Here is a 21,599-nt window from a genome sequence, read left to right as displayed (position 1 = left end):
GCGGGAATGCGGCGCCTCTTAGACGTCCTGCGCCGCTTGCGGCGGGCCAAGGGCCCGCCGCGCCTCCGGAAAATGCCAGCCATATCGGCTGGTCGGCACGGCATTATTCTGATGCTGGCGCTGACCACTTCTGCCATCGCCGGCGACCTTCTACCCGCCGGTCTCGCCACCACGCGCACCGACCTTAATGCCAAGGATCAGGTGCGCGTCACAGCCATTACCAGGCCGACCACGGATTTTTCCAAGCCCGAGCCTTTCGAACTGATGCAAGGTGGCGCCGGCACCTCGCGGAAAGACATCAGCCGTGATTCCTTCTCGCAATCTTCGGCCAACATCAGCTTCGAGGAAGAAGGCACCTTCAAGCTCGGCAATGCGCTTTTCCGCAAGAACTGGGTCTCATCGCCGTCCTCGACGCAGGCATCGGATGGGCTCGGACCCTTGTTCAACGAACGGGCCTGCCAGAACTGCCATCTGAAGGATGGACGCGGACGGCCGCCGCAAGCCGATGTTGGCACCACCTCGATGTTCCTGCGGCTGGCGCGCGATGCCAGCAGCGCGGAAGAAAAGGCGGCGCTCGCCGACTATAGGCTGCTCAACCTTCCAGACCCGGTCTATGGCACGCAATTGCAGCAACTGGCCGTGCCTGGTCTCAGGGGTGAGGGCAGGATGCGTGTCGACTATCGGGAACGGAAGGTGGAACTGCCGGACGGCACCGCGGTTTTACTGCGCAAACCCGCCTATACGATCGATGATCTCGGCTACGGGCCGCTCGATCCGCACACCACGCTGTCGCCGCGCCTGACGCCGCCGATGATCGGCCTCGGCCTCATCGAACAGATCGCGCCGGCCGACATTCTGGCCCGTGCCGACCCTGACGACAGGGATGGCGATGGTATTTCCGGCAAGCCCAACATCGTGCGTGATGGCCTGAGCGGCGAGCTGACGCTTGGCCGTTTCGGCTGGAAGGCGCAGACCGCGTCGATCCGCCAGCAGGCCGCCGATGCCTTTGCCGGCGATATCGGCATCTCGACGCCCGAGGCGCCGAAACACTGGGGCGATTGCACCGCCGCGCAGGAAAAGTGCCTCGCCATGCCCAACGGCGTGCAGGCGCGCCTCGGCCCGGTCGAGGCGCCGGCGCCGGTGATGGATCTCGTCACCTTCTATTCGCGCAACCTGGCGGTGCCGGCGCGACGCGACCTCGCCTCGCCTGAGGTGCTCGCCGGCAAGAAGGTCTTTTATGAAATCGGCTGCGTTGCCTGTCACACGCCGAAATTCGTTACCCGTCGCGATGCACCTGACAAGCCGCAGGCGTTCCAGTTGATCTGGCCTTATTCCGATTTCCTGCTGCACGACATGGGGCCGGATCTTGCCGACGGCCAGGCTGTGGGCGATGCGACCGGCAATGAGTGGCGCACGCCGCCGCTATGGGGCATCGGCCTCACCGAAATGGTCAACGGCAATTCCTTCTATCTGCACGATGGTCGTGCGCGCACTTTGGTCGAGGCCATCCTGTGGCATGGCGGCGAGGCGCAGAAGGCGCGCGACCGCTTTGCCGCCACCAGCGCCACCGAGCGCGATGCATTGGTCAAATTCCTGGGGTCACTTTGATGGCGAAGCGTTTCGCGCTGGTTCTCGTTCTTCCGCTGGTTCTGCTGGGCGCCTTGCCCGCATCGGCCGCGGTGAAAGCCTCTGATGTCATCCAGCGCGCGATCGACGGCTTTGTCCGCCCGGCATATGAGGACCTGCACCAGCATGCGGAAGCCCTGACCAAAGCCATGCACAAGCTTTGCGAGGCGCCCTCGCAAGCGGACCTTGAAGCGGCGCGAGCCGCGTTCTCGGCTACCGTCTACGCCTGGTCATCGGCCGAGATCATCGGTTTCGGGCCGATCAAGGAGAACAACAGGCTGGAGCGCATGCTGTTCTGGCCGGATCGCAAGAGCATCGGCCTGAAACAGGTGCAGGCGGCGTTGTCGGACAAGGATCCCGCTGCCACCGATCCTGTCCAGCTTGCCGGCAAGAGCGTTGCCATGCAGGGGCTCGGGGCGCTGGAATTCGTGCTCTACGGCGACGGCGCCGACGCCTTGACGGGCAAGGCTGAATCCTATCGCTGCGCTTACGGGGCGGCTGTCGCCGGCAACATCGAAACCATCGCCGCGGACGTCAGCGCGGCCTGGGACAAACCAGATGGATTCGCGGCACTGTGGGCCAATCCGGGGCCGCAAAACACGCTCTATCGCGATGGTAACGAGGCGGTGACCGAACTGGTCGGCGTCTTGATCAACGAACTGGAAATGGTCCGCGATGTGCGCCTGAAGGGTTTTCTGGGCGCCAAGCCCGAGGCCGACAAGCCAAAACAGGCGATCTACTGGCGTTCGCAGAACACCGCCAACGCGCTGGCCGGAAATCTGGCCGGCATCGATGCGCTGTTCCAGGTGTCGAAGCTCGGCAACGCGCTGCCGCCGGATGCGCGCTGGATGGCAGAGTCGATCCACATCCAGCTGCTCAACGGCGTTGCGACCGCCAAGGCCGTCCAGGGTCCGATCGACAAGGCGCTCGCCGATCCGGCGCTGCGCGAAAAACTCGAGCATCTCGCCCTGATCACCTCCAGCCTGTCGACCCTGATCGGCGCCAGGCTGACCGCCGAATTCGGCCTGACCGCCGGCTTCTCGTCGCTGGATGGAGACTGAGCGTGACCTTGAGATTGGCCGAAACGCCCATAGCTTCGTCATCCTGGGGCGAAGCAAGGAGCGAAGCGACGCGGCGTAGACCCCAGGATCCATGCCGTGACCGCAAGGCCTTGCAACGGTTCAGAATTCTGCTCTGCTGCATTCCTCGGCGAAAGTCACGGCATGGATCCTTGGGTCTCCGCGACGGAGCTACGCTCCTGCTCCGCCCAAGGATGACGAAGTTCCGGAGGCTTCGGCCAACTTCCAACGTCTGCGATGAGTCATTCGAAGAATCGGCAGGTGCCAAGCGTCAGCTCCGATCCCTAAAAACTACCATGTCTTGGAGCCGGCCAGTGCAGGGGAGGGCCATGTCTTGAAAACGCGTCTCATCGACCGCCGCGATTTCTTGAGGGCCGCCGGCATTGGCTTTGCCGCCGCCGTGACGCCCTCGGCCTGGGCAAATACGCTCGCGGCGGATGCCGTGTTCGCCACCGCCTTCGTCAAGCGCGACGGCAGTTTTGGTGCCGCCGTCCTGTCCGAGGCCGGCAAGGTGCTGCATGCGATCGACCTGCCCGATCGCGGTCATGACGTCACCTTCGATCCGATATCGAAGCGTTCGGTGGTTTTCGCCCGCCAGCCCGGCACCTTCGCCGTCGTTTTCGATCACGCCGGGCGCGACGCCTCGCAGACCATCGCCAGCATCGCGGGCCGGCACTTCTTCGGCCATGGTGTCTTCTCGCCCGACGGCGCTCTGCTCTACGCCACCGAGAACGACTTCGACAACGCCGCTGGCGTGGTCGGGGTCTATGACGCGCGGGCGAAATTCAATCGCGTCGGCGAATTCCCGACCTACGGCATGGGCCCGCACGAACTTCTTCTGCTGGGCGATGGCAAGACGATCGCGGTCGCCAATGGCGGCATCGAGACCCACCCAGACTATGGACGCGCCGAGCTCAACATTGCCACCATGAAACCTTCCTATGTGCTGGTCGACCGCGTCACCGGCGACCTGATCGAAAAGCATGAACTGCCGGCCGCTCTCCACCAATTGTCGATTCGCCACATGGATATCGACCAGACCGGCACCGTCTGGTTCGGCTGCCAATACAGGGGCTCCGGCACCGATCGTCCGCTTCTGGTCGGTCGCGCCGCGCGGGGTAAGGAGTTGGCATTGCTCGACATGCCGCGGGATGTGCTGTCCGGTTTCCGCAACTATATCGGCTCGGTCGCCGCCAATCCTGGTGCCGGCACCGTCGCCGTCTCCTCGCCGGAAGGCAATTCGCTTGTCGTGATCGATGCGGGCAGCGGCCGGATCGTCTCCTCCAGCGCGCTGGTCGAGGTCTGCGGCGTGGCGCCCGACGGGGCAGGTTTCATGGCCACCACGGGCGCCGGCGAGATCATCGAGGGCGGTGGTGCCACGCGGACGGAACCGGACTATGTCTGGGACAATCACATGCTGCGCATAGGGCCGGCGGCATAACCTCTTCTGCCGGGCCAAACCGAAGCCGCTTAACAAATTATGCACTACACACTTGCGGTTGCGCGCCATGGCGGGCACAGGGAATTGTTTCTCGAACCGGTCGTTTCATGAAAGTTCTCGCCATCGACTGTGCCGCCAGCCTCTGCGCCGCCTGCGTCTACGACGCGGCGGCTGGGCTGGAGCTTGGCCGCTCGGTGCTTGATCTGGGCAAGGGTCATGCCGAGCACCTGATGGCCGTCATCGCTGACGCGTTGAAGACCGCCGCGACCGACTACGCCGGACTTGGCGCCATTGCCGTCTCTGTCGGTCCGGGTTCCTTCACCGGCCTGCGCGTCGGCGTGTCGACGGCGCGTGGCCTGGCGCTGGCGCTCAAGCTGCCGGCAATCGGGGTGACGACCCTCGAGGCACTGGCCGCCGAGGCGGCCAGTGCCTTTCCTGGCCGCGCCGTGCTGGCGGCGCTTGATGCCGGCCGCGAGGAAATCCATGCCGCACTGTACGATGAAATGTCAGTGTTGACTTACGGTCCGGCCGTGGCCACGCTTGCGGATGCGGTGACGATGGCGTCGGAACGTTCCGCGGTGCTCGCCGGCACGGCAGCGACGCTGATCGCTGACGCGGCCGGCCGTACCTTCGACATCGGGCCTCGGGCGGCCACCGCCGACATTCTCACCTACGCCCGGCTGGCTGCCGCAAAGGGGCAGGGCGAAAGGCCGAAGCCGCTTTATCTGCGCGGTGCCGATGCCAAGCCGCAGGCCGGGTTTATACTATCGAGGCAAAGACCATGATCCCGAAAAGTGGAAGCCGGCTTTCGCGGACAAACGGTCCCGTTCGCCCAGAGACCATGGTCAGACGAGAAAACGAGAATTGATGCGCATACCTTTTCTTCAACCACGTCGCCGCGACTACGCGCTCGAGCCGCTCAGGATCACCGACAGCGCCGCGGTCTCGCTGCTGCACCGCGAGGATTTTGTCCGCCCCTGGACCGATGGTGAGTTCGCCGCCTTGCTCGAACAGGACACCGTGTTCGGTTATGCCGCGCGCGAAACCGGGCAGGGCGCCAAGCCGCCTGTCGGCTTCGTCCTCGCCCGGCTGGCCGCGGGCGAGGGTGAAATCCTGACCGTCGCGGTGGCACGGTCGCATCGTCGCCAGGGCCTGGGCTGGCAGTTGATGGACGCAGTGCTGCGCGAATTGCATTCGCAGCGCGCCGAAGCCTTGTTCCTCGAGGTCGATGAGACCAATGCCGCGGCGATCGCTCTCTATCGTCGGTTGGGTTTTCGGGAAGTCGGCAAGCGTCCGGATTACTACAAGTCGCCCGATCGCGGGCCGACTGGGGCGCTTGTCATGCGCCGCGATCTTCGCTAGCCAGGGACCGCATGATCCCGAAAATCGAATCCGATTTCGGAGAGGATCATGCGCCAGAATTAAGGTGTTACAGCGTCCTTTGCGCGTCCAAGAGGACGCGCGGCGCTGTAATGGTAGGGCGATGATCAAGAAAATCAGGATTTTCCTGGCGCTGGGCCTCGTCGTCGCTGGGTCGCTGGTTTTCGTGCCGCTGCAGATCCTGTCGATGAAGACCGGTTGGTGGCCGGAAACTTTCATCCTCAAAATCTGGCACCGGCTGATCATCCGGGCGCTCGGCATGCGTATCCATGTCAGGGGGGCACTGTCCGACAAACGCCCCTTGCTGGTTGCCTCGAACCACATCTCCTGGACCGACATCATGGTGCTGGGCTCCTTTGCCGATGTGAAATTCATCGCCCGAGCCGACATGGAAGGCTGGCCGCTGATCGGCATGCTGTCGAAACTGCAGCGCACTGTTTTCATCGAGCGCGAACGCAAGCGTTCGTCTGGCGATCAGGCCAGCGAGATCGCCAGACGCATGGCCAAGGGCGATGCCATGGTGCTGTTCGCCGAGGGCTCGACCGGTGACGGCAATGTCGTCCTGCCCTTCAAAAGCACCCTGTTCGGCGCCGCCTCGATGGCCATTTCCGAAGGCGCGGCCGAGCAGGTCTTCATCCAGCCCGTTGCGATCGCCTATACGCGCCTGCACGGCGTACCGCTCGGCCGCCGCCACCGCCCGATCGCAGCCTGGATCGGCGATGAGGACCTGATGCCGCATCTCAAGGTGCTGATGGCCGAGGGCGCGCTCGACGTCGAGGTGCATTTCGGCGAACCGATCGCCTTTGCCAAGGGTTCCAACCGCAAGGAAACGGCCAAGCTGATGGAAGGCCGGGTGCGCGAGATGATGCAGGCGGCCCTTACCGATCCGCTCCCGAGCCGCTGAACCCAGCGGCCCCAAGGCAGAATCGTCTGTTTTTTGTCACGGAAAGGCGTTAGAAGCCGCCGGATGGACTTGAACACGATTGAAAGCGACGACATCGGCACTGCGGCCGGACAGCCGGCGGCGAACGCCACGGCAGCCAAGAAGGTCTTCGTCAAGACCTATGGCTGCCAGATGAACGTCTATGATTCACAGCGCATGACCGATGCGCTGGTCGCTGACGGTTATACGGCGACCGATGCCATCGGCGAGGCCGATCTGGTGCTGCTCAACACCTGCCATATCAGGGAAAAAGCCGCCGAAAAGGTCTATTCCGAACTTGGCCGCATCCGCGACATGAAGGCGGAACGCGCAAGTGCCGGCCGCGAGATGCTGATCGGCGTCGCCGGCTGCGTGGCGCAGGCCGAGGGCGCCGAGATCATCCGGCGTTCGCCGGCCGTCGACCTGGTCATCGGTCCGCAGACCTATCACCGTCTCCCCGACGTGCTGGCACGGGTTCGCGGCGGCGAAAAGATCGTCGAAACCGAGTACGCCATCGAGGACAAGTTCGAGCATCTGCCGCAGCCCAAGCGTGCCGAGGTGATCAAGCGCGGCGTCACCGCCTTCCTCACCGTCCAGGAAGGCTGCGACAAGTTCTGCACCTTCTGCGTCGTGCCCTATACGAGAGGCTCGGAAGTGTCGCGGCCGGTGGCGCAGATCGTCGCCGAGGCCGAGCGCTTGGCCGAGGCCGGGGTGCGCGAGGTGACGCTGCTCGGCCAGAACGTCAACGCGTGGCATGGCCAGGGCGAGACCAAAGGGGGCAAGACCGCGGAATGGGGTCTTGGCCGTCTGCTGTTCCGGCTGGCCGAAATCCCCGGCCTGGCGCGGCTGCGCTACACCACCAGCCATCCGCGCGACATGGACGACGAATTGATCGCCGCGCACCGCGACTTGGCCGCACTGATGCCCTATCTGCACCTGCCGGTGCAATCCGGGTCGGATCGCATTTTGAAGGCGATGAACCGCAGGCATACGGCCAAGGACTATCTGGCGCTGCTCGACCGCATCCGCGCCGCCCGCCCCGATATCGCGCTGTCGGGCGATTTCATCGTTGGTTTCCCCGGCGAGACGGAGGCCGATTTCGAGGCGACCATGGATCTGGTGCGCCAGGTGAATTATGCCTCGGCCTTCTCGTTCAAATATTCGCCGCGTCCCGGTACGCCCGGCGCCGAGATGTCCGACCACGTGCCGGAAGCGGTCAAGGACGACCGCTTGCAGCGCCTGCAGGCATTGCTGTTGAAGCAACAGCAGGATTTCGGCTTGAGTTTGATCGGCAGCACCATAGATACGCTGATCGAGAAGCCCGGTCGTCAGGCTGGCCAGAAGGTCGGCCGCTCGCCTTGGCTGCAGCCAGTTATTGTTGATGAAAACGCCGGCGAAATCGGTGACATTATCAAGGTGCGAATCACGAAGACGGGCTACAACAGCCTGTTCGCCGAATTGGCCTGATGGTCTCGGCAGATGAGGAGAGACGGTTGAGCGCAGCGGAGCTGAAGAATCTGCCCCCGGTACCGGCATCCGGGGCTTCTGACATGGCGCACATCGTTTTGACTTTCGACAACAACAAGCTTGCCAGCGCCCTTTACGGCCAGTTCGACGAAAACCTGGCCCGGCTTGAGCAGAAGCTCGGCGTCGACATACGCTCGCGCGGCAACCAGCTGACCATCAAGGGATCCGCTTCGGCCGCCGAACAGGCGCGCCGCGCCTTGGACAATCTCTACGGCATCCTGCAGAAGGGCGTCGATATCAGCCAGTCCGATGTCGACGGGGCCGTGCGCATGGCTATCGCCGCCGACGACCAGCTCACGCTGCCGACATTGGAGCGCAAGGGCAAGGTCTCCGCCGCCCAGATCGCCACCCGCAAGAAGACCATCTATGCCCGCTCCCTGAACCAGGACGCTTACATGCGGGCGCTGGAGCGGTCGGAACTGGTGTTTGGCATCGGTCCGGCCGGCACCGGCAAGACCTATCTGGCGGTGGCGCATGCGGCGATGCTGCTGGAACGCGGCATGGTCGAGCGCATCATTTTATCGCGACCGGCTGTCGAGGCGGGCGAACGGCTGGGCTTCCTGCCGGGCGACATGAAGGAGAAGGTCGATCCCTATCTGCGGCCGCTCTATGACGCGCTCTACGACATGATGCCGGCCGACAAGGTCGAGCGCGCCATTGCCGCCGAAGTAATCGAAATCGCGCCGCTCGCCTTCATGCGCGGCCGCACGCTGGCGCACGCCGCCGTCATTCTCGACGAGGCTCAGAACACCACGCCGATGCAGATGAAGATGTTTCTCACCCGTCTCGGCGAGAACTCGCGCATGATCGTCACTGGCGATCCGACACAGATCGACCTTCCTCCGAGCACCAAGTCGGGCCTGGTCGAAGCCTTGCGTGTCCTCGACGGTGTGGCAGGCGCGGTAACCGTACGCTTCAACGATGTCGACGTCGTTCGCCATCCGCTGGTGGCGGAAATCGTCAGGGCCTATGACCGGGACGCCAAGCTGGCTCGTGGCCTCGGTGCCGAGAATTGATCTTGACGATGCGGCCTCATGCCTGATGACAACACATCCGGCGGCGGGAGCCTCCCGGTTCCCGTCGAGATCGATATATCGGTTGAAGCGGGCGACTGGCCCGATGAAGCAAGCCTGACGCGGCTGGTCGATCGCGCGGTTGACGCCGCCTTTGCCGAGACCGGTGCGGCGGGTCATTCCGAACTCAGCATTGTTTTTTCCGACGACGCCCATGTCCGTACGTTGAATGCCGGCTGGCGCGGCAAGGACAAGCCCACCAACGTCTTGTCTTTCCCGGCTTTTCCGCCGGCAAAAGGCGGCCCGCTGCCGCCGATGCTCGGCGACATCGTGCTTGCCGCCGAGACGGTGGCGCGCGAGGCGGCACTGGAAGACAAGCCGCTGGAGAACCATATCTGCCATCTCGTCATCCATGGCCTGCTGCATCTCATGGGCCATGATCACGAGACCGACGCGGAGGCCGAGGAGATGGAAGCCATCGAGCGCGCCGCGCTGGCAAGGCTTGCCATTCCCGATCCCTACGCGTAACTAAAAACGACCAATTGACCGGACGACGATGAACGACAAACCAGAGACTGCCGCCCGCCCCGATGTCGGCAGTGCGATCAAGGCTTCCGATACGTCGGAAGAGGGATCAGGTCCGAGTACCGTCACCCCTGGTGTTGCCAACACTGGCAGCGCGGCCATCGAGCCGTCGCCTGCCGGCCCCTCCCTGTTCAACCGCGTGCTGGGCCTGTTCCGGCAACGCAACGGCACCAGCCTGCGCGAAGAGATCGCCGGCGCGCTCGCCGAGACGACGAGCGATGTCGAATCCTTCTCGCCTGGCGAGCGCGCCATGCTCAACAACATCCTGCGCCTGCGCGAGGTGCGCGTCGAGGACGTCATGGTGCCGCGCGCCGATATCGAGGCGGTCGAGATCGCCACGTCGCTCGGTGACTTGCTTGGCATGTTCGAACAATCCGGCCATTCCCGCATGCCGGTCTATTCCGAGACGCTCGACGACCCGCGCGGCATGGTCCATATCCGCGACGTGCTGGCCCATATCACCAAGCTGGCGCGCGTCAGGAAGGGCCGTGCAACCCGCAAAACGCCTGTCGCCACGGTTCTCGATCTTGCCCAGGTCGACCTCGCGCGCACCATCGGAGAGCTCAACCTGATCCGGCAGGTCCTGTTCGTGCCACCGTCGATGCTTGCGTCCGACTTGATGGGCCGCATGCAGACGACGCGCACGCAGATGGCCCTGGTCATCGATGAATATGGCGGCACGGACGGCCTCGTCTCGCTCGAGGACATCGTCGAGATGGTGGTTGGCGACATCGAGGACGAGCACGACGACGACGAGCCGATGATCACCCAGACCGGCGACGGCGTGTTTATCGTCGATGGCAAGGCCGAGATCGACGAGGTCGCCAAGATGATCGGCGAGGATTTCGCCGCCGGTGAACACGGCGAGTATGTCGACACCATTGGCGGCATGATCTTCAACACGCTCGGCCGCGTGCCGGCGCGCGGCGAGGTGGTGCAGGCCATTCCCGGCTTCGAATTCCATGTGCTGGACGCCGATCCGCGCCGCGTCAAGCGCGTGCGCATCGTGCAGAGCCAGAAGGGCGAACGCCGCCGGCGGGTCACGGCGCGCACCGAACAGGCCTGAAAGCCTGCTGTTGCATGACGATCGAGGATCCGTTCAAGCACTCGGTCCTCGGCTCCCGCGTGTTTTACAAAGATCCACGCTCTGCCCTGGATTGGCTTGAAGCAGCCTTTGGCTTCGAGCGCAGCATGGTGGTCAGCAATGCCGAGGGAAAGCTGGTCCACGCCGAAATGCGGTTCGGCGATTGCTACCTCATTGTCGATTCTGAATGGGCCGATCATGTCGCGAGCCCCGCGTCGGTCCAGGGCAAGAACACGCAATCGGTCTATGTCAGGTTGAAAGACGGCCTGGATGCGCATTGCGAGCAGGCCCGCGCGGCCGGTGCTGCAATAATCCAGGAGCCGGCCGACCAGTTCTACGGCGAACGCCAGTATCGGGCGCGCGATCCCGAGGGCCATGTCTGGACGTTCACGCAACCGATGGGTTCTGTTTCTCGTGAAGAGGCCGAGCGGTTGGGGGGCCTGCGCATCGAAGGCTGGCACCGGTAGAGAGCGGCCGGGTAATCACGCCGGCGTTTGGAGCGCGCGGCGCGGCCTGATAAATCTTAGCTCCTGATTCGCGCGACGGAAATACGCATGGAGCGCCTTGCCGGCCGGATAATTCTGCTTTGGGGTTGGCGGCGTTCGCTTGTGGCGTTTTTCGCTGGGGCGCTGACGGTTCTGGGCCAGGCGCCTTACGATTTCTTTGCCGCCTGTTTCATTTCGTTTCCGCTGCTGGTCTGGCTGCTCGATGGCGCGACCGGCGAAGCCTCGGGCAGCCTGTTGCGGCGCCTGCGGCCGGCTTTCGCCGTCGGCTGGTGGTTCGGCTTCGGTTATTTCCTCGCCGGCCTTTGGTGGATCGGCTCGGCGCTGCTGGTCGAGGCCGACGACTTTGCCTGGGCGCTGCCGTTCGCGGTGGTCGGCATTCCCTTCGCGCTCGCATTTTTCTACGGCTTCGCAACGGTGGTCGCGCGGCTCCTGTGGAGCAGCGATATCGGCCGTATCGCTGCCCTTGCCTTCGGTTTTGCGCTGGCGGAGTGGCTGCGCGGCTTCCTGTTCACCGGTTTCCCCTGGAACGCCATCGGCTACGCGGCGATGCCAGTGCCGCTTTTGATGCAGAGCGTCTCGGTGACCGGCATGATCGGCATGAACGCGCTCGCGGTTTTCCTTTTCGCGCTGCCGGCGCTGCTGGCGGCGCGTCGGCATCTTCGGCTGGGCGCCGCGCTGTTTGTCGTGCTCGCCGCCGCCCATGTCGGCTTTGGCTATGTCAGGCTCAACGCCCCCGAAAAGCCGGCGACGCGCAGTCTCGATGTCCGCATCGTCCAGCCGGCCGTGGATCTGTCGGAAAAATGGGATGCCTCGGTGCGCGACCGCATCTTCGCCACCTTGCTGGGCCTCTCCGCAAAGGCACCGGACCCAGGTCACGAAAAACCGCAATTGATTCTCTGGCCGGAAACCTCGGTACCGTTCCTTTTCACGGAGCGCCCTGACGCCTTGACGGCGCTGGGCGACATGCTGGGCGACGGCCAGATGCTGATCGCCGGCGTCGTGCGTGAGGAGGGCGGCTCGGCGGCCAGCGCCGACAGCCGCTACTACAACTCCGTGGTGGCGATCAACGACAAGGGCGAGATCGCCGACGCCGTGGACAAGGTTCATCTGGTGCCGTTCGGCGAGTACCTGCCTTTCGCCGACCTGCTCGCTCGTTTCGGCATCGAACAGCTCGTCGCCGGGCCGCTGACGTTCACGGCCGGCAACGAGCGTCATGCCATCACGCTTCCGGGCGGCATTCGTGCCCTGCCATTTATCTGTTATGAGGTGATCTTTCCCGATCTGGTGGCAGTTGACGCTACGTCAGCGCAGCTTATTGTGAACGTTACCAACGATGCATGGTTCGGCGACACGCCGGGACCGTATCAGCATTTCAGGCAGGCCCAGATTCGCGCGGTGGAGAATGGATTGCCCTTGTTGCGTGCTGCCAACAACGGCATCTCGGCCGTGGTCGACGCCCGTGGCCGCGTCGTCGACGCCCTTGCGATCGACGCGCGCGGAGCCATCGATGTGAAGGTGCCTGTTTCCGCACAGACGGTCATTTCGTCCAGCCAGCGGCGCATTAACGGAATGCTGATCATGTTGCTGTTTGCGCTTGTAGGGGGGCTGTTGAACGTAAGGCAAAAGCTACGGGTGAATTGACAGCTGGCACATTAGAAACTCATACTGTACCGCCTGAAAATTTCTCGAAGCTGGTGGATCGTTCTGTTGGGGCAGTCGCCTCCGGCTTTCTTTGGGCAGGAAAAAATCACAAAGCCGAAAAAATTCGGCGAGGAAAAAATGACAGAAGAAAACAAGAAGAAACCCAATCCCATCGATATTCACGTGGGAAGCCGGGTCCGGCTTCGCCGCAATATGCTCGGAATGAGCCAGGAAAAGCTGGGCGAGAATCTCGGCATCACGTTCCAACAAATCCAGAAATATGAAAAGGGCACCAATCGCGTCGGTGCCAGCCGCCTGCAGGCGATTGCCTCCATACTCGGCGTCCCCGTCGCCTTCTTTTTCGAGGATGCGCCAGGCCAGGAATTGACCGCCAACCGCGGCTTTGCCGAGGATAGTTCGATGGCTTTCGCTGTCGAGTTCTGCGGCAGTCCCGAAGGACTTCAGCTCAACCGGGCCTTTGTCAAGATCGCCGACGTCAAGGTACGCCGCAGGATCATTGACCTGGTGAAATCGCTCGCCGAGGACGATCCCGACTGATCCGCAATGCGCTTTGCGCCGGCGGCATGCGCCGCCGGTGGCACAAGATATCGCCTCCGACATTCAGGCCAGAGCCGCGGCAGCGCTTGACGAGCAGCGCTTTGCCCCGCTAACACGTGGCGCGCCAAAATCGGCAGCCTGCCGATCGTTTTTCAAGAGGGGACACCCGTGACGCGGCAGAACTACTTCTTTACCTCGGAATCCGTAGCCGAGGGCCATCCCGACAAAGTCTGTGACCGCATCTCCGACGAAATCGTCGATCTGGTCTATCGTGAAGCCAAGAAGACCGGCATGGACCCATGGAAAGTCCGTGTCGCCTGCGAGACGCTCGCGACCACCAACCGGGTCGTCATCGCCGGTGAAGTGCGCGTTCCCGAGACGTTGTTGAAGAAGGACAAGGCCGGCAACATCCTCAAGGATGCCGCGGGCCACCCCGTCGTCAACCCGGCGAAGTTCAAATCCGTCGCCCGCAAGGCGATCCGTGAGATCGGCTACGAGCAGGCTGGCTTTCACTGGAAGACGGCCAAGATCGAGGTCCTGCTGCATGGCCAGTCGCCTGATATCGGCCAGGGCGTCGACAATGCCGCCGACCGTCAGGGCGAGGAAGGTGCCGGCGACCAGGGCATCATGTTCGGCTATGCCTGCCGCGAGACGCCGGACCTGATGCCAGCGCCGATCTACTACAGCCACAAGATTCTCGAACTTCTGGCAGCGGCCCGCCACGAAAACAACGGCGAGGCCGGCAAGCTCGGGCCGGACGCGAAAAGCCAGGTCACAGTCCGCTATGTCGACGGCAAGGCCGCCGAGGCGACGCAGATCGTCCTGTCGACCCAGCATCTGGATTCAAGCTGGGATTCCAAGAAGGTCCGCAAGGTGGTGGAACCTTATATCCGCGAGGCATTGGGCGACCTCAAGATCGCTGACGATTGCATGTGGTACATCAACCCGACCGGCAAGTTCGTCATCGGCGGTCCGGATGGTGATGCCGGCCTGACCGGCCGCAAGATCATCGTCGACACCTATGGTGGCGCAGCCCCCCATGGCGGCGGCGCCTTTTCCGGCAAGGATACCACCAAGGTCGACCGGTCGGCTGCCTATGCGGCGCGCTACCTGGCCAAGAATGTCGTGGCGGCGAAGCTCGCCGATCGCTGCACCATCCAGCTTTCCTACGCCATCGGTGTCGCCCAGCCGCTATCGGTCTATGTCGACCTGCACGGCACCGGCAAGGTCGACGAGGCAAAGCTCGAGGACGCGCTGCGCAGCGTGATGGACCTGTCGCCGTCAGGCATCCGCCGTCATCTCGACCTCAACAAGCCGATCTACGCCAAGACGTCGTCTTACGGCCATTTCGGCCGCAAGGCTGGCCGTGACGGGTCTTTCTCCTGGGAAAGGACCGATCTGGCCAAGGCGCTCAAGGATGCTGTCGCGGCCTGAGGGCGGCGGCAGGACTGGCGCCAGTCGATGAGTGACGCGGACAGGCCAAGCCGCATGACCGAAGCCTTCTTCGGTCGCCGGCGCGGCAAGCCCGTGCGCCCGCAGCAGGCCGCGGCGCTGGAAAGCGGGCTTGGCAAATACCGGCTCGATCTGACGGCCGAGGCACCGCCAGACCTGCGCGTCCTGTTTGCAGCAGAGGTTTCGGCGGTTCGGCTCGAGATCGGCTTTGGCGGCGGTGAACATCTCCTGCATCGCGCCATCGAGGCGCCCGCGACAGGCTTCATAGGCGTCGAGCCCTTCGTCAACGGCATGGCCAAGATGATGATGGCGGTGCGGGCAGCGCCGCTGGCCAATCTCAGGGTCTACGACGACGACGCCACCCAGTTGCTTGACTGGTTGCCGCCGGCCTCGCTCGACGGCATCGATCTTCTCTATCCCGATCCCTGGCCAAAGAAAAAACACTGGAAGCGGCGTTTCGTCAGTCCGGTCAATCTCGATCGTTTCGCACGCGTCCTGAAACCCGGCTCGAAATTCCGCTTTGCGTCCGACATCGACACTTATGTGAACTGGACCTTGCTGCATTGCCGGGCGCATGGCGCTTTCGCATGGCAGGCTGCGGAAGCGGCGGACTGGCATCGCTCCTATGAGGGCTGGCCCGGCACGCGCTATGAGGCAAAGGCCATTCGCGAGGGGCGCCGGCCGGCCTATCTGACTTTCGTCAGGACCTAGGTCCGCCCAACCGGCAACCTGCCGGGAGGACGGGGTCGAATGCCTGTTGGAGTCAGAAACGACCGATCCTGTTGAATACGGCCGGATCCATGCCGAGATTGCGCAGGTCGTCGGCTCTGGGCTTGCGCCCGGCTTCCACGGCGCGAGACGCGGCAACGGCGCTGCCGAATGTGGTGAACAGATCGCCCAAGGCGGAGAATATCCTGCGGTTGCTCATGGTCTTGTCCTTTCGCGCGCCAGCGCGCCAATTCAATTCGTTTGATGGCTAATAAATAAGAGCGCGCCGCCGGCTCTCACAGGCGGATTGCCGCATGGCGGCCATGCGCCTGGAACAACCCTGAACCCACAGGCTTTCGTCCGGCCGGGACTGCGGACTTGAAACACGAACCGTGTTCGTTTATATCAGCCTCAAATTCTTGGTCGGTATGACGAAGAGTGGGTCCACCCGGTCCCGCTCTTTTTTATTACCTGCCGATAGGTTCGAGACCAACGATAGGCAACGATGACTGGAACGGCAAACGAAGGTGACGATCGCATCATCCGCGAAAGCGGCATCGATGCGCGCATTGCGCTGATCGTCCAGCCGGTGCTGCGCGGCATCGGCTTTCGCCTCGTGCGCGTGCATCTGTCCGGCCAGAACGGGCTGACGCTGCAGATCATGGCCGAGCGTGAGGACGGCACCATGACCGTCGAGGATTGCGAAGAGGTCAGCCGCGCGGTGTCGCCGGCGCTCGACGTCGATGATCCGATCGAAAAGGCCTATCACCTCGAAGTCTCTTCGCCCGGCATCGATCGGCCTCTGGTGCGTAAATCGGATTTCGTGACCTGGACCGGTCATCTGGTGAAGATGGAAACATCGGTCGTCGTCGCCGACCGCAAGCGCTTCAAGGGCAAGATCGCCGAAGCCGGTGAGAACGACGTGCTGATCGAGCGCGACAAGGCGGCGTATGGCGAGGAGCCGACGGTGCGCGTGCCCTACGATGCCATTGCCGATGTCAGGCTGATCCTGACCGACGACCTCATTCGCGAAGCGTTGTCCAGGGACAACAGGGAGCGCAAGGAAGCCAAGAGACGCCGCGGTGAACCGGACGACGATGTGTCCGAGGGTACGGAACCGGACGCCACGGAAGAACACGAACAGGAAATTTGATTGAGCTGCCGGGCGCAAAGGTCCGGCGAACAGGCTCGGGAGAAAGAACATGGTTGTAAGCGCCAACAGACTTGAACTGCTGCAGATCGCCGATGCGGTCGCGCGTGAGAAGTCGATCGACAAGTCGATCGTCATCGCCGCCATGGCCGATGCGATCCAGAAGGCGGCGCGTTCGCGTTATGGCCAGGAGACCAACATTCGCGCCGACATCAACCCGAACACCGGCGAGATGAAGCTGCAGCGGCTGATGGAAGTGGTCGAGAAGGTCGACGATTACGCGACCCAGATCGCCATTTCCTCGGCGCGTGAGCGCAATCCTGACGCCCAGCTTGGCGATTTCATCGCCGAACTGCTGCCGCCGATGGATTTCGGCCGCATCGCCGCCCAGTCTGCCAAGCAGGTCATCGTGCAGAAGGTGCGCGAGGCCGAGCGTGACCGCCAGTATGACGAATACAAAGACCGCATCGGCGAGATCGTCAACGGCACGGTCAAGCGCGTCGAATATGGGAACGTCATCGTCGATCTCGGCCGTGGCGAGGCGATCATCCGCCGCGACGAGCTGATCCCGCGCGAAAACTACAAATATGGCGATCGCGTGCGTGCCTATGTCTACGACGTGCGGCGCGAGCAGCGCGGCCCGCAGATATTCCTGTCGCGCACCCATCCGCAGTTCATGGCCAAACTCTTCACCATGGAAGTGCCGGAGATCTATGACGGCATCATCGAGATCAAGTCGGTCGCCCGCGACCCGGGCTCGCGCGCCAAGATCGCCGTCATTTCGCGTGACAGCTCGATCGATCCGGTCGGCGCCTGCGTCGGTATGCGCGGCAGCCGCGTCCAGGCCGTCGTCGGCGAATTGCAGGGCGAGAAGATCGACATCATTCCGTGGTCGCCTTCGGCGGCCTCCTTCATCGTCAATGCGCTGCAGCCGGCGGAAGTCGCCAAGGTCGTGCTCGACGAGGATGCGGAGCGTATCGAAGTGGTGGTTCCCGACGATCAGCTGTCGCTGGCCATCGGCCGCCGCGGCCAGAATGTGCGCCTTGCCTCGCAGCTCACCGGCTGGGACATCGACATCCTGACCGAGGCCGAGGAATCCGAGCGCCGCCAGAAGGAATTCGTCGAGCGCTCGGCGCTGTTCATGGAAGCCCTCGATGTCGACGAGATGGTCGGCCAGGTGCTGGCCTCGGAAGGCTTCACCAGCGTCGAGGAAGTCGCCTATGTCGATGCCGGCGAGATCGCCTCGATCGACGGCTTCGATGAGGATACAGCCTCGGAAATCCAGACCCGCGCCCGCGAATATCTGGAGAAGATCGAGGCCGAGCACGACGAGAAGCGCAAGGCGCTGGGCGTTTCGGATGATCTGCGCGAACTCCCCGGCGTCACCACCGCCATGATGGTGACGCTCGGCGAGGATGGCGTGAAGACGATCGAGGATTTCGCCGGCTATGCCGCCGACGACCTCACCGGCTGGAAGGAACGCAAGGACGGCGAGACCAAGGTCTATCCCGGCGTGCTGGCCAATCACGGCGTTTCGCGCGCCGATGCCGAGCAGATGGTTCTGGCCGCTCGCCTCAAGGCCGGCTGGATCACCGAAGACGAGCTTGCGGCCGAAGAAGAAACGGCCGACGAAGCCGTTGGTGCGTGAGGTGAAACCGCATCGCACACAACCCGCCCTTGGACGAGATGAACGATCGCACCTGCATCGTCACCCGCAAACAGGCCGAACCGGATAAACTGATCCGGTTCGTCGTCGGCCCGGATTCGGCCGTCGTTCCCGATCTCAAGAGAAATCTGCCCGGCCGTGGTTGCTGGGTGAGTGCGGACCGCCTACATATCGAGAAGGCGGCGGCCAAGAACCTTTTTGCCCGCGCCTTCAAGGCACAGGTGGTCGTGCCGCCCGATCTCGGCGGCATGGTCGACGGGCTGCTTTCCAGATCCGCCCTCGGTATGCTGGGTCTTGCCCGCAAGGCAGGCGCGATTTCGCTAGGCGCTACCAAGGTCGAGAGCGCGGTGCGCGGCGGACTGGCGCTTTTCGTGCTCCACGCGACCGAAGCGTCCGAGGATGGCGTGCGCAAGATCAGCCAGGCGCGGCGGGCGACCGTCCATATCGGCGGCCCCTCCATCCTTGCCTACAAACTTTTCTCCGAGGCCGAGTTGAGCTTGGCATTGGGGGGTACAAATGTGATACATGCTGCCGTCCTCGCGGGAGACGCGGGTAAGGCGGTCCAGAAGCGCATGGTTGCGCTCGACCGATATCGGGGCGGTACCCCGGACGATCTTGCAATGCTTGCGGCCGTTGCTGACGAAGATGATGCCGCAGAGGATATGGAATGAGCGATACGAAATCGGGCGACGACAAGACGTTGAGTGTTACACCGAAGAAGACCTTGACGCTGAAGCGCCCCGGCATGGAACAGGGCACCGTGCGCCAGAACTTCTCGCACGGCCGTACCAAGTCGGTCGTGGTCGAGACTAAGAAGCGCAAGTTCTCGCTGCCCGGCGACAAGCCGGAGCCGGCCGCGGCTCCGCCTGCGCCCGTCTTCACGCCGAAGCCGGCGGTCGTGGCGGCGCCTGTCGTCCAGGAAGCGCCCAAGGCGCCACCTCCGCCGCCGGCTCCGGTCGAGCGCAGCGGCATGGTGCTGAACGAATTGTCGCGCAGCGAGATGGAAGCGCGCCGCAGGGCGCTCGAGGGCTCGAAGGTCCGCGAGGTCGAAGACCGTCAGCGGGCCGCCGAGGACGCCAAGCGCCGCGCCGAGGACGAAGAGCGCCGCAAGCGCGAACGCGAGGACTCCGCGCGCCGCCAGGCCGAGGAAGAGGCACGGTTGCAGACCGAGGCCGAATCGCGCCGCCGCGCCGAGGAAGAGGCGCGCCGCCGCGCACCGCAAGCCGCCGAGTTGGCGACCGCCGACGAGGAGGAAGAGGTCAAGCCGAAGCGGGCGACCGCCGGCGCGCCGGTGCGCCGCCTGGTCACGCCCGAAGTGGCGCGCCCGGCAAAGCCCACCAAGAGCGAGGAAGACCGCCGCCGTGGCAAGCTGACACTGAACTCCGCGCTGTCCGACGAGGATGCCCGGGCTCGTTCGCTGTCGTCGATGCGTCGCCGCCAGGAAAAATTCAAGCGCGCGATGCACAACGAGCCGCGCGAGAAGGTCATGCGCGAAGTGATCCTGCCCGAGACCATCACCATCCAGGAACTGGCGCAGCGCATGTCGGAGCGTGCTGTCGACCTGGTCAAGTATTTCATGAAGCAGGGCCAGATCCTGAAGCCAGGCGACGTCATCGACGCCGACACGGCCGAACTGGTCGCCACCGAATTCGGTCATACGGTCCGCCGCGTTGCCGAGTCCGACATCGAGGAAGGCCTGTTCAACATCGCCGACAATGCCGAGGACCTGGTGTCGCGTCCGCCGGTCGTGACCATCATGGGCCACGTCGACCACGGCAAGACCTCGCTGCTCGATGCGATCCGCAATGCCAATGTCGTTTCCGGCGAGGCCGGCGGCATCACCCAGCATATCGGCGCCTATCAGGTCGAGAAGAACGGTCAGAAGATCACCTTCATCGACACGCCCGGCCACGCCGCCTTCACGGCGATGCGCGCCCGTGGCGCCCAGGCGACCGACATCGCCATCCTGGTGGTCGCGGCCGACGACAGCGTCATGCCGCAGACCATCGAATCGATCAGCCATGCCAAGGCGGCCGGCGTCCCGATCATCGTGGCGATCAACAAGATCGACAAGCACGACGCCGATCCGCAGAAGGTGCGTTCCGAGCTGTTGCGCCATGAGGTCTTCGTCGAATCCATGGGCGGTGAAGTGCTGGACGTCGAAGTTTCGGCGACCAAGGGCACCAATCTCGACAAGTTGCTCGAGGCGATCCTGCTGCAGGCCGAAATCCTCGACCTCAAGGCCAACCCCGACCGTACCGCCGAGGGCGTCGTCATCGAGGCGCAGCTCGACAAGGGCCGTGGTCCCGTCGCCACCGTTCTGGTGCAGACCGGCACCCTGATGCCGGGCGACATCCTCGTCGCCGGCAATGAATGGGGCCGCGTGCGCGCTCTGGTCAACGATCGCGGCGAGCAGATCAAGGAAGCACCGCCGGCGATGCCGGTCGAGGTGCTCGGCCTTCAGGGAACGCCGCAGGCCGGCGACCGCTTCGCCGTGGTCAACAACGAGGCCCGTGCCCGCGAGATCACCGAATATCGCCAGCGTCTGGCGCGCGAGAAGGCGGTGGCCAGGCATGCCGGCCAGCGCGGCTCGCTCGAACAGATGATGTCGCAGTTGCAGACGAGCGGGCTGAAGGAATTCCCGCTGGTCATCAAGGGCGACGTGCAGGGTTCGATCGAGGCGATCAATGCCGCGCTCGACAAGCTTGGGACCGACGAGGTTCGTGCGCGCATCGTTCATTCCGGCGCCGGCGCCATCACCGAAAGCGACGTCTCGCTGGCGGAAACGTCTGGCGCGGCGATCATCGGCTTCAACGTTCGCGCCAATGTGCAGGCACGTGCCGCGGCCGCGGCCGCGGGCATCGAGATCCGCTATTATTCGATCATCTACAACCTCGTGGATGACGTGAAGGCGGCTCTGTCGGGCCTGCTCTCGCCGGAGCGTCGCGAGACCTTCATCGGCAATGCCGAGATCCTCGAGATCTTCGACATCACCAAGGTCGGCAAGATCGCCGGCTGCCGTGTCACCGAAGGCAAGGTCGAGCGTGGTGCGGGCGTACGCTTGATCCGCGACAACGTCGTCATCCACGAAGGCACGCTGAAGACCCTGAAGCGCTTCAAGGACGAAGTTTCGGAAGTCCCGGGCGGCCAGGAGTGCGGCATGGCCTTCCAGAACTACGAGGACATGCGCGTCGGCGACGTCATCGAGTGCTTCCGCGTCGAGATGGTGACCCGCACACTCTGAGGTCGAGTGACTTGTCG

General features: G+C 63.7%; 20 protein-coding genes. 19 read left to right on the top strand and 1 reads right to left on the bottom strand.

The annotated features are described in order from the left end of the window. The first annotated feature begins 6 nt into the window (after window positions 1–6). From MESAU_RS00200 to trmB, 15 genes are all read left to right on the top strand, one after another. Window positions 7–1,608: a di-heme oxidoreductase family protein gene (locus MESAU_RS00200; protein ID WP_015314025.1), complete on the top strand. Its 1,602-nt coding sequence runs from the start codon at window positions 7–9 to the stop codon at window positions 1,606–1,608. After that, a complete protein-coding gene (locus MESAU_RS00195) occupies window positions 1,608–2,687 on the top strand; it encodes an imelysin family protein (RefSeq protein ID WP_015314024.1) in 1,080 nt (359 codons plus the stop codon). Before MESAU_RS00200 ends, MESAU_RS00195 begins: the two co-directional genes overlap by 1 nt. A gap of 352 nt (window positions 2,688–3,039) precedes the next feature. After that, a complete protein-coding gene (locus MESAU_RS00190) occupies window positions 3,040–4,146 on the top strand; it encodes a DUF1513 domain-containing protein (protein WP_015314023.1) in 1,107 nt (368 codons plus the stop codon). A gap of 107 nt (window positions 4,147–4,253) precedes the next feature. Further along, complete coding sequence (gene tsaB / locus MESAU_RS00185) at window positions 4,254–4,931, top strand: tRNA (adenosine(37)-N6)-threonylcarbamoyltransferase complex dimerization subunit type 1 TsaB (RefSeq protein WP_015314022.1); 678 nt, start codon at window positions 4,254–4,256, stop codon at window positions 4,929–4,931. A gap of 82 nt (window positions 4,932–5,013) precedes the next feature. Next, window positions 5,014–5,508: a ribosomal protein S18-alanine N-acetyltransferase gene (gene rimI / locus MESAU_RS00180; RefSeq protein ID WP_015314021.1), complete on the top strand. Its 495-nt coding sequence runs from the start codon at window positions 5,014–5,016 to the stop codon at window positions 5,506–5,508. Window positions 5,509–5,629: 121 nt separating this feature from the next. Beyond that, window positions 5,630–6,430 (top strand): lyso-ornithine lipid O-acyltransferase, encoded by an 801-nt coding sequence (gene olsA, locus MESAU_RS00175; RefSeq protein WP_015314020.1) that lies wholly within the window; start codon window positions 5,630–5,632, stop codon window positions 6,428–6,430. Window positions 6,431–6,493: 63 nt separating this feature from the next. Continuing rightward, window positions 6,494–7,915 (top strand): tRNA (N6-isopentenyl adenosine(37)-C2)-methylthiotransferase MiaB, encoded by a 1,422-nt coding sequence (gene miaB / locus MESAU_RS00170; RefSeq protein WP_015314019.1) that lies wholly within the window; start codon window positions 6,494–6,496, stop codon window positions 7,913–7,915. A gap of 83 nt (window positions 7,916–7,998) precedes the next feature. Then, a complete protein-coding gene (locus tag MESAU_RS00165; protein ID WP_031241013.1) occupies window positions 7,999–8,991 on the top strand; it encodes a PhoH family protein in 993 nt (330 codons plus the stop codon). A gap of 18 nt (window positions 8,992–9,009) precedes the next feature. Then, entirely contained in the window at window positions 9,010–9,516 is a 507-nt protein-coding gene (gene ybeY, locus MESAU_RS00160; RefSeq protein WP_015314017.1) for an rRNA maturation RNase YbeY, read from the top strand. 28 nt (window positions 9,517–9,544) lie between these two features. Continuing rightward, window positions 9,545–10,639, top strand: a complete 1,095-nt coding sequence (locus MESAU_RS00155) for a hemolysin family protein (protein ID WP_015314016.1) — start codon at window positions 9,545–9,547, stop codon at window positions 10,637–10,639. Between the two features lie 14 nt (window positions 10,640–10,653). Then, a complete protein-coding gene (locus MESAU_RS00150; RefSeq protein WP_015314015.1) occupies window positions 10,654–11,124 on the top strand; it encodes a VOC family protein in 471 nt (156 codons plus the stop codon). An 87-nt stretch (window positions 11,125–11,211) separates the two neighbouring features. Then, window positions 11,212–12,804, top strand: coding sequence for an apolipoprotein N-acyltransferase (lnt, locus tag MESAU_RS00145; protein WP_015314014.1), 1,593 nt, complete (start codon window positions 11,212–11,214; stop codon window positions 12,802–12,804). 138 nt (window positions 12,805–12,942) lie between these two features. Continuing rightward, entirely contained in the window at window positions 12,943–13,362 is a 420-nt protein-coding gene (locus MESAU_RS00140; protein ID WP_015314013.1) for a helix-turn-helix domain-containing protein, read from the top strand. Between the two features lie 168 nt (window positions 13,363–13,530). Next, window positions 13,531–14,796, top strand: a complete 1,266-nt coding sequence (gene metK, locus MESAU_RS00135) for a methionine adenosyltransferase (RefSeq protein WP_015314012.1) — start codon at window positions 13,531–13,533, stop codon at window positions 14,794–14,796. A gap of 27 nt (window positions 14,797–14,823) precedes the next feature. Beyond that, window positions 14,824–15,525, top strand: a complete 702-nt coding sequence (trmB, locus tag MESAU_RS00130; protein WP_041163235.1) for a tRNA (guanine(46)-N(7))-methyltransferase TrmB — start codon at window positions 14,824–14,826, stop codon at window positions 15,523–15,525. 52 nt (window positions 15,526–15,577) lie between these two features. Here trmB and MESAU_RS00125 read toward each other — a convergent pair whose 3' ends face one another. Next, window positions 15,578–15,742: a hypothetical protein gene (locus MESAU_RS00125; RefSeq protein ID WP_015314010.1), complete on the bottom strand. Its 165-nt coding sequence runs from the start codon at window positions 15,740–15,742 to the stop codon at window positions 15,578–15,580. A gap of 285 nt (window positions 15,743–16,027) precedes the next feature. Here MESAU_RS00125 and rimP point away from each other — a divergent pair, with 285 nt between their 5' ends. Genes rimP through infB form a run of 4 tightly spaced genes read left to right on the top strand, consistent with a single transcriptional unit; the run spans window position 16,028 to window position 21,582 of the window. Continuing rightward, window positions 16,028–16,675: a ribosome maturation factor RimP gene (rimP, locus tag MESAU_RS00120; RefSeq protein ID WP_015314009.1), complete on the top strand. Its 648-nt coding sequence runs from the start codon at window positions 16,028–16,030 to the stop codon at window positions 16,673–16,675. A 49-nt stretch (window positions 16,676–16,724) separates the two neighbouring features. Continuing rightward, the gene (nusA, locus tag MESAU_RS00115; RefSeq protein WP_015314008.1) at window positions 16,725–18,320 is read left to right on the top strand and encodes a transcription termination factor NusA; all 1,596 of its coding nucleotides are present in this window, start codon (window positions 16,725–16,727) and stop codon (window positions 18,318–18,320) included. A gap of 38 nt (window positions 18,321–18,358) precedes the next feature. After that, window positions 18,359–19,009, top strand: coding sequence for an RNA-binding protein (locus MESAU_RS00110; protein WP_015314007.1), 651 nt, complete (start codon window positions 18,359–18,361; stop codon window positions 19,007–19,009). Next, entirely contained in the window at window positions 19,006–21,582 is a 2,577-nt protein-coding gene (gene infB / locus MESAU_RS00105; RefSeq protein ID WP_015314006.1) for a translation initiation factor IF-2, read from the top strand. The genes MESAU_RS00110 and infB overlap by 4 nt, the downstream gene beginning before the upstream one ends. Window positions 21,583–21,599 lie beyond the last annotated feature (17 nt).

Origin of the sequence: Mesorhizobium australicum WSM2073, from assembly GCF_000230995.2 — a bacterium.
GTDB classification, from domain to species: Bacteria; Pseudomonadota; Alphaproteobacteria; order Rhizobiales; family Rhizobiaceae; genus Mesorhizobium; species Mesorhizobium australicum.
Note: the sequence above shows the minus strand (reverse complement) of the source record. Positions and strands in the feature narration are given on the sequence as shown.

Coding starts and splice junctions, on each gene's coding strand:
- miaB (WP_015314019.1), top strand. CDS start 6,494: ATGGACTTGAACACGATTGAAAGCGACGACATCGGCACTGCGGCCGGA.
- tsaB (WP_015314022.1), top strand. CDS start 4,254: ATGAAAGTTCTCGCCATCGACTGTGCCGCCAGCCTCTGCGCCGCCTGC.
- trmB (WP_041163235.1), top strand. CDS start 14,824: ATGAGTGACGCGGACAGGCCAAGCCGCATGACCGAAGCCTTCTTCGGT.
- MESAU_RS00200 (WP_015314025.1), top strand. CDS start 7: ATGCGGCGCCTCTTAGACGTCCTGCGCCGCTTGCGGCGGGCCAAGGGC.
- ybeY (WP_015314017.1), top strand. CDS start 9,010: ATGCCTGATGACAACACATCCGGCGGCGGGAGCCTCCCGGTTCCCGTC.
- nusA (WP_015314008.1), top strand. CDS start 16,725: ATGGTTGTAAGCGCCAACAGACTTGAACTGCTGCAGATCGCCGATGCG.
- lnt (WP_015314014.1), top strand. CDS start 11,212: ATGGAGCGCCTTGCCGGCCGGATAATTCTGCTTTGGGGTTGGCGGCGT.
- infB (WP_015314006.1), top strand. CDS start 19,006: ATGAGCGATACGAAATCGGGCGACGACAAGACGTTGAGTGTTACACCG.
- olsA (WP_015314020.1), top strand. CDS start 5,630: ATGATCAAGAAAATCAGGATTTTCCTGGCGCTGGGCCTCGTCGTCGCT.
- MESAU_RS00150 (WP_015314015.1), top strand. CDS start 10,654: ATGACGATCGAGGATCCGTTCAAGCACTCGGTCCTCGGCTCCCGCGTG.
- MESAU_RS00125 (WP_015314010.1), bottom strand. CDS start 15,742: ATGAGCAACCGCAGGATATTCTCCGCCTTGGGCGATCTGTTCACCACA.
- MESAU_RS00110 (WP_015314007.1), top strand. CDS start 18,359: ATGAACGATCGCACCTGCATCGTCACCCGCAAACAGGCCGAACCGGAT.
- MESAU_RS00155 (WP_015314016.1), top strand. CDS start 9,545: ATGAACGACAAACCAGAGACTGCCGCCCGCCCCGATGTCGGCAGTGCG.
- MESAU_RS00195 (WP_015314024.1), top strand. CDS start 1,608: ATGGCGAAGCGTTTCGCGCTGGTTCTCGTTCTTCCGCTGGTTCTGCTG.
- MESAU_RS00165 (WP_031241013.1), top strand. CDS start 7,999: ATGGCGCACATCGTTTTGACTTTCGACAACAACAAGCTTGCCAGCGCC.
- rimP (WP_015314009.1), top strand. CDS start 16,028: ATGACTGGAACGGCAAACGAAGGTGACGATCGCATCATCCGCGAAAGC.
- MESAU_RS00140 (WP_015314013.1), top strand. CDS start 12,943: ATGACAGAAGAAAACAAGAAGAAACCCAATCCCATCGATATTCACGTG.
- rimI (WP_015314021.1), top strand. CDS start 5,014: ATGCGCATACCTTTTCTTCAACCACGTCGCCGCGACTACGCGCTCGAG.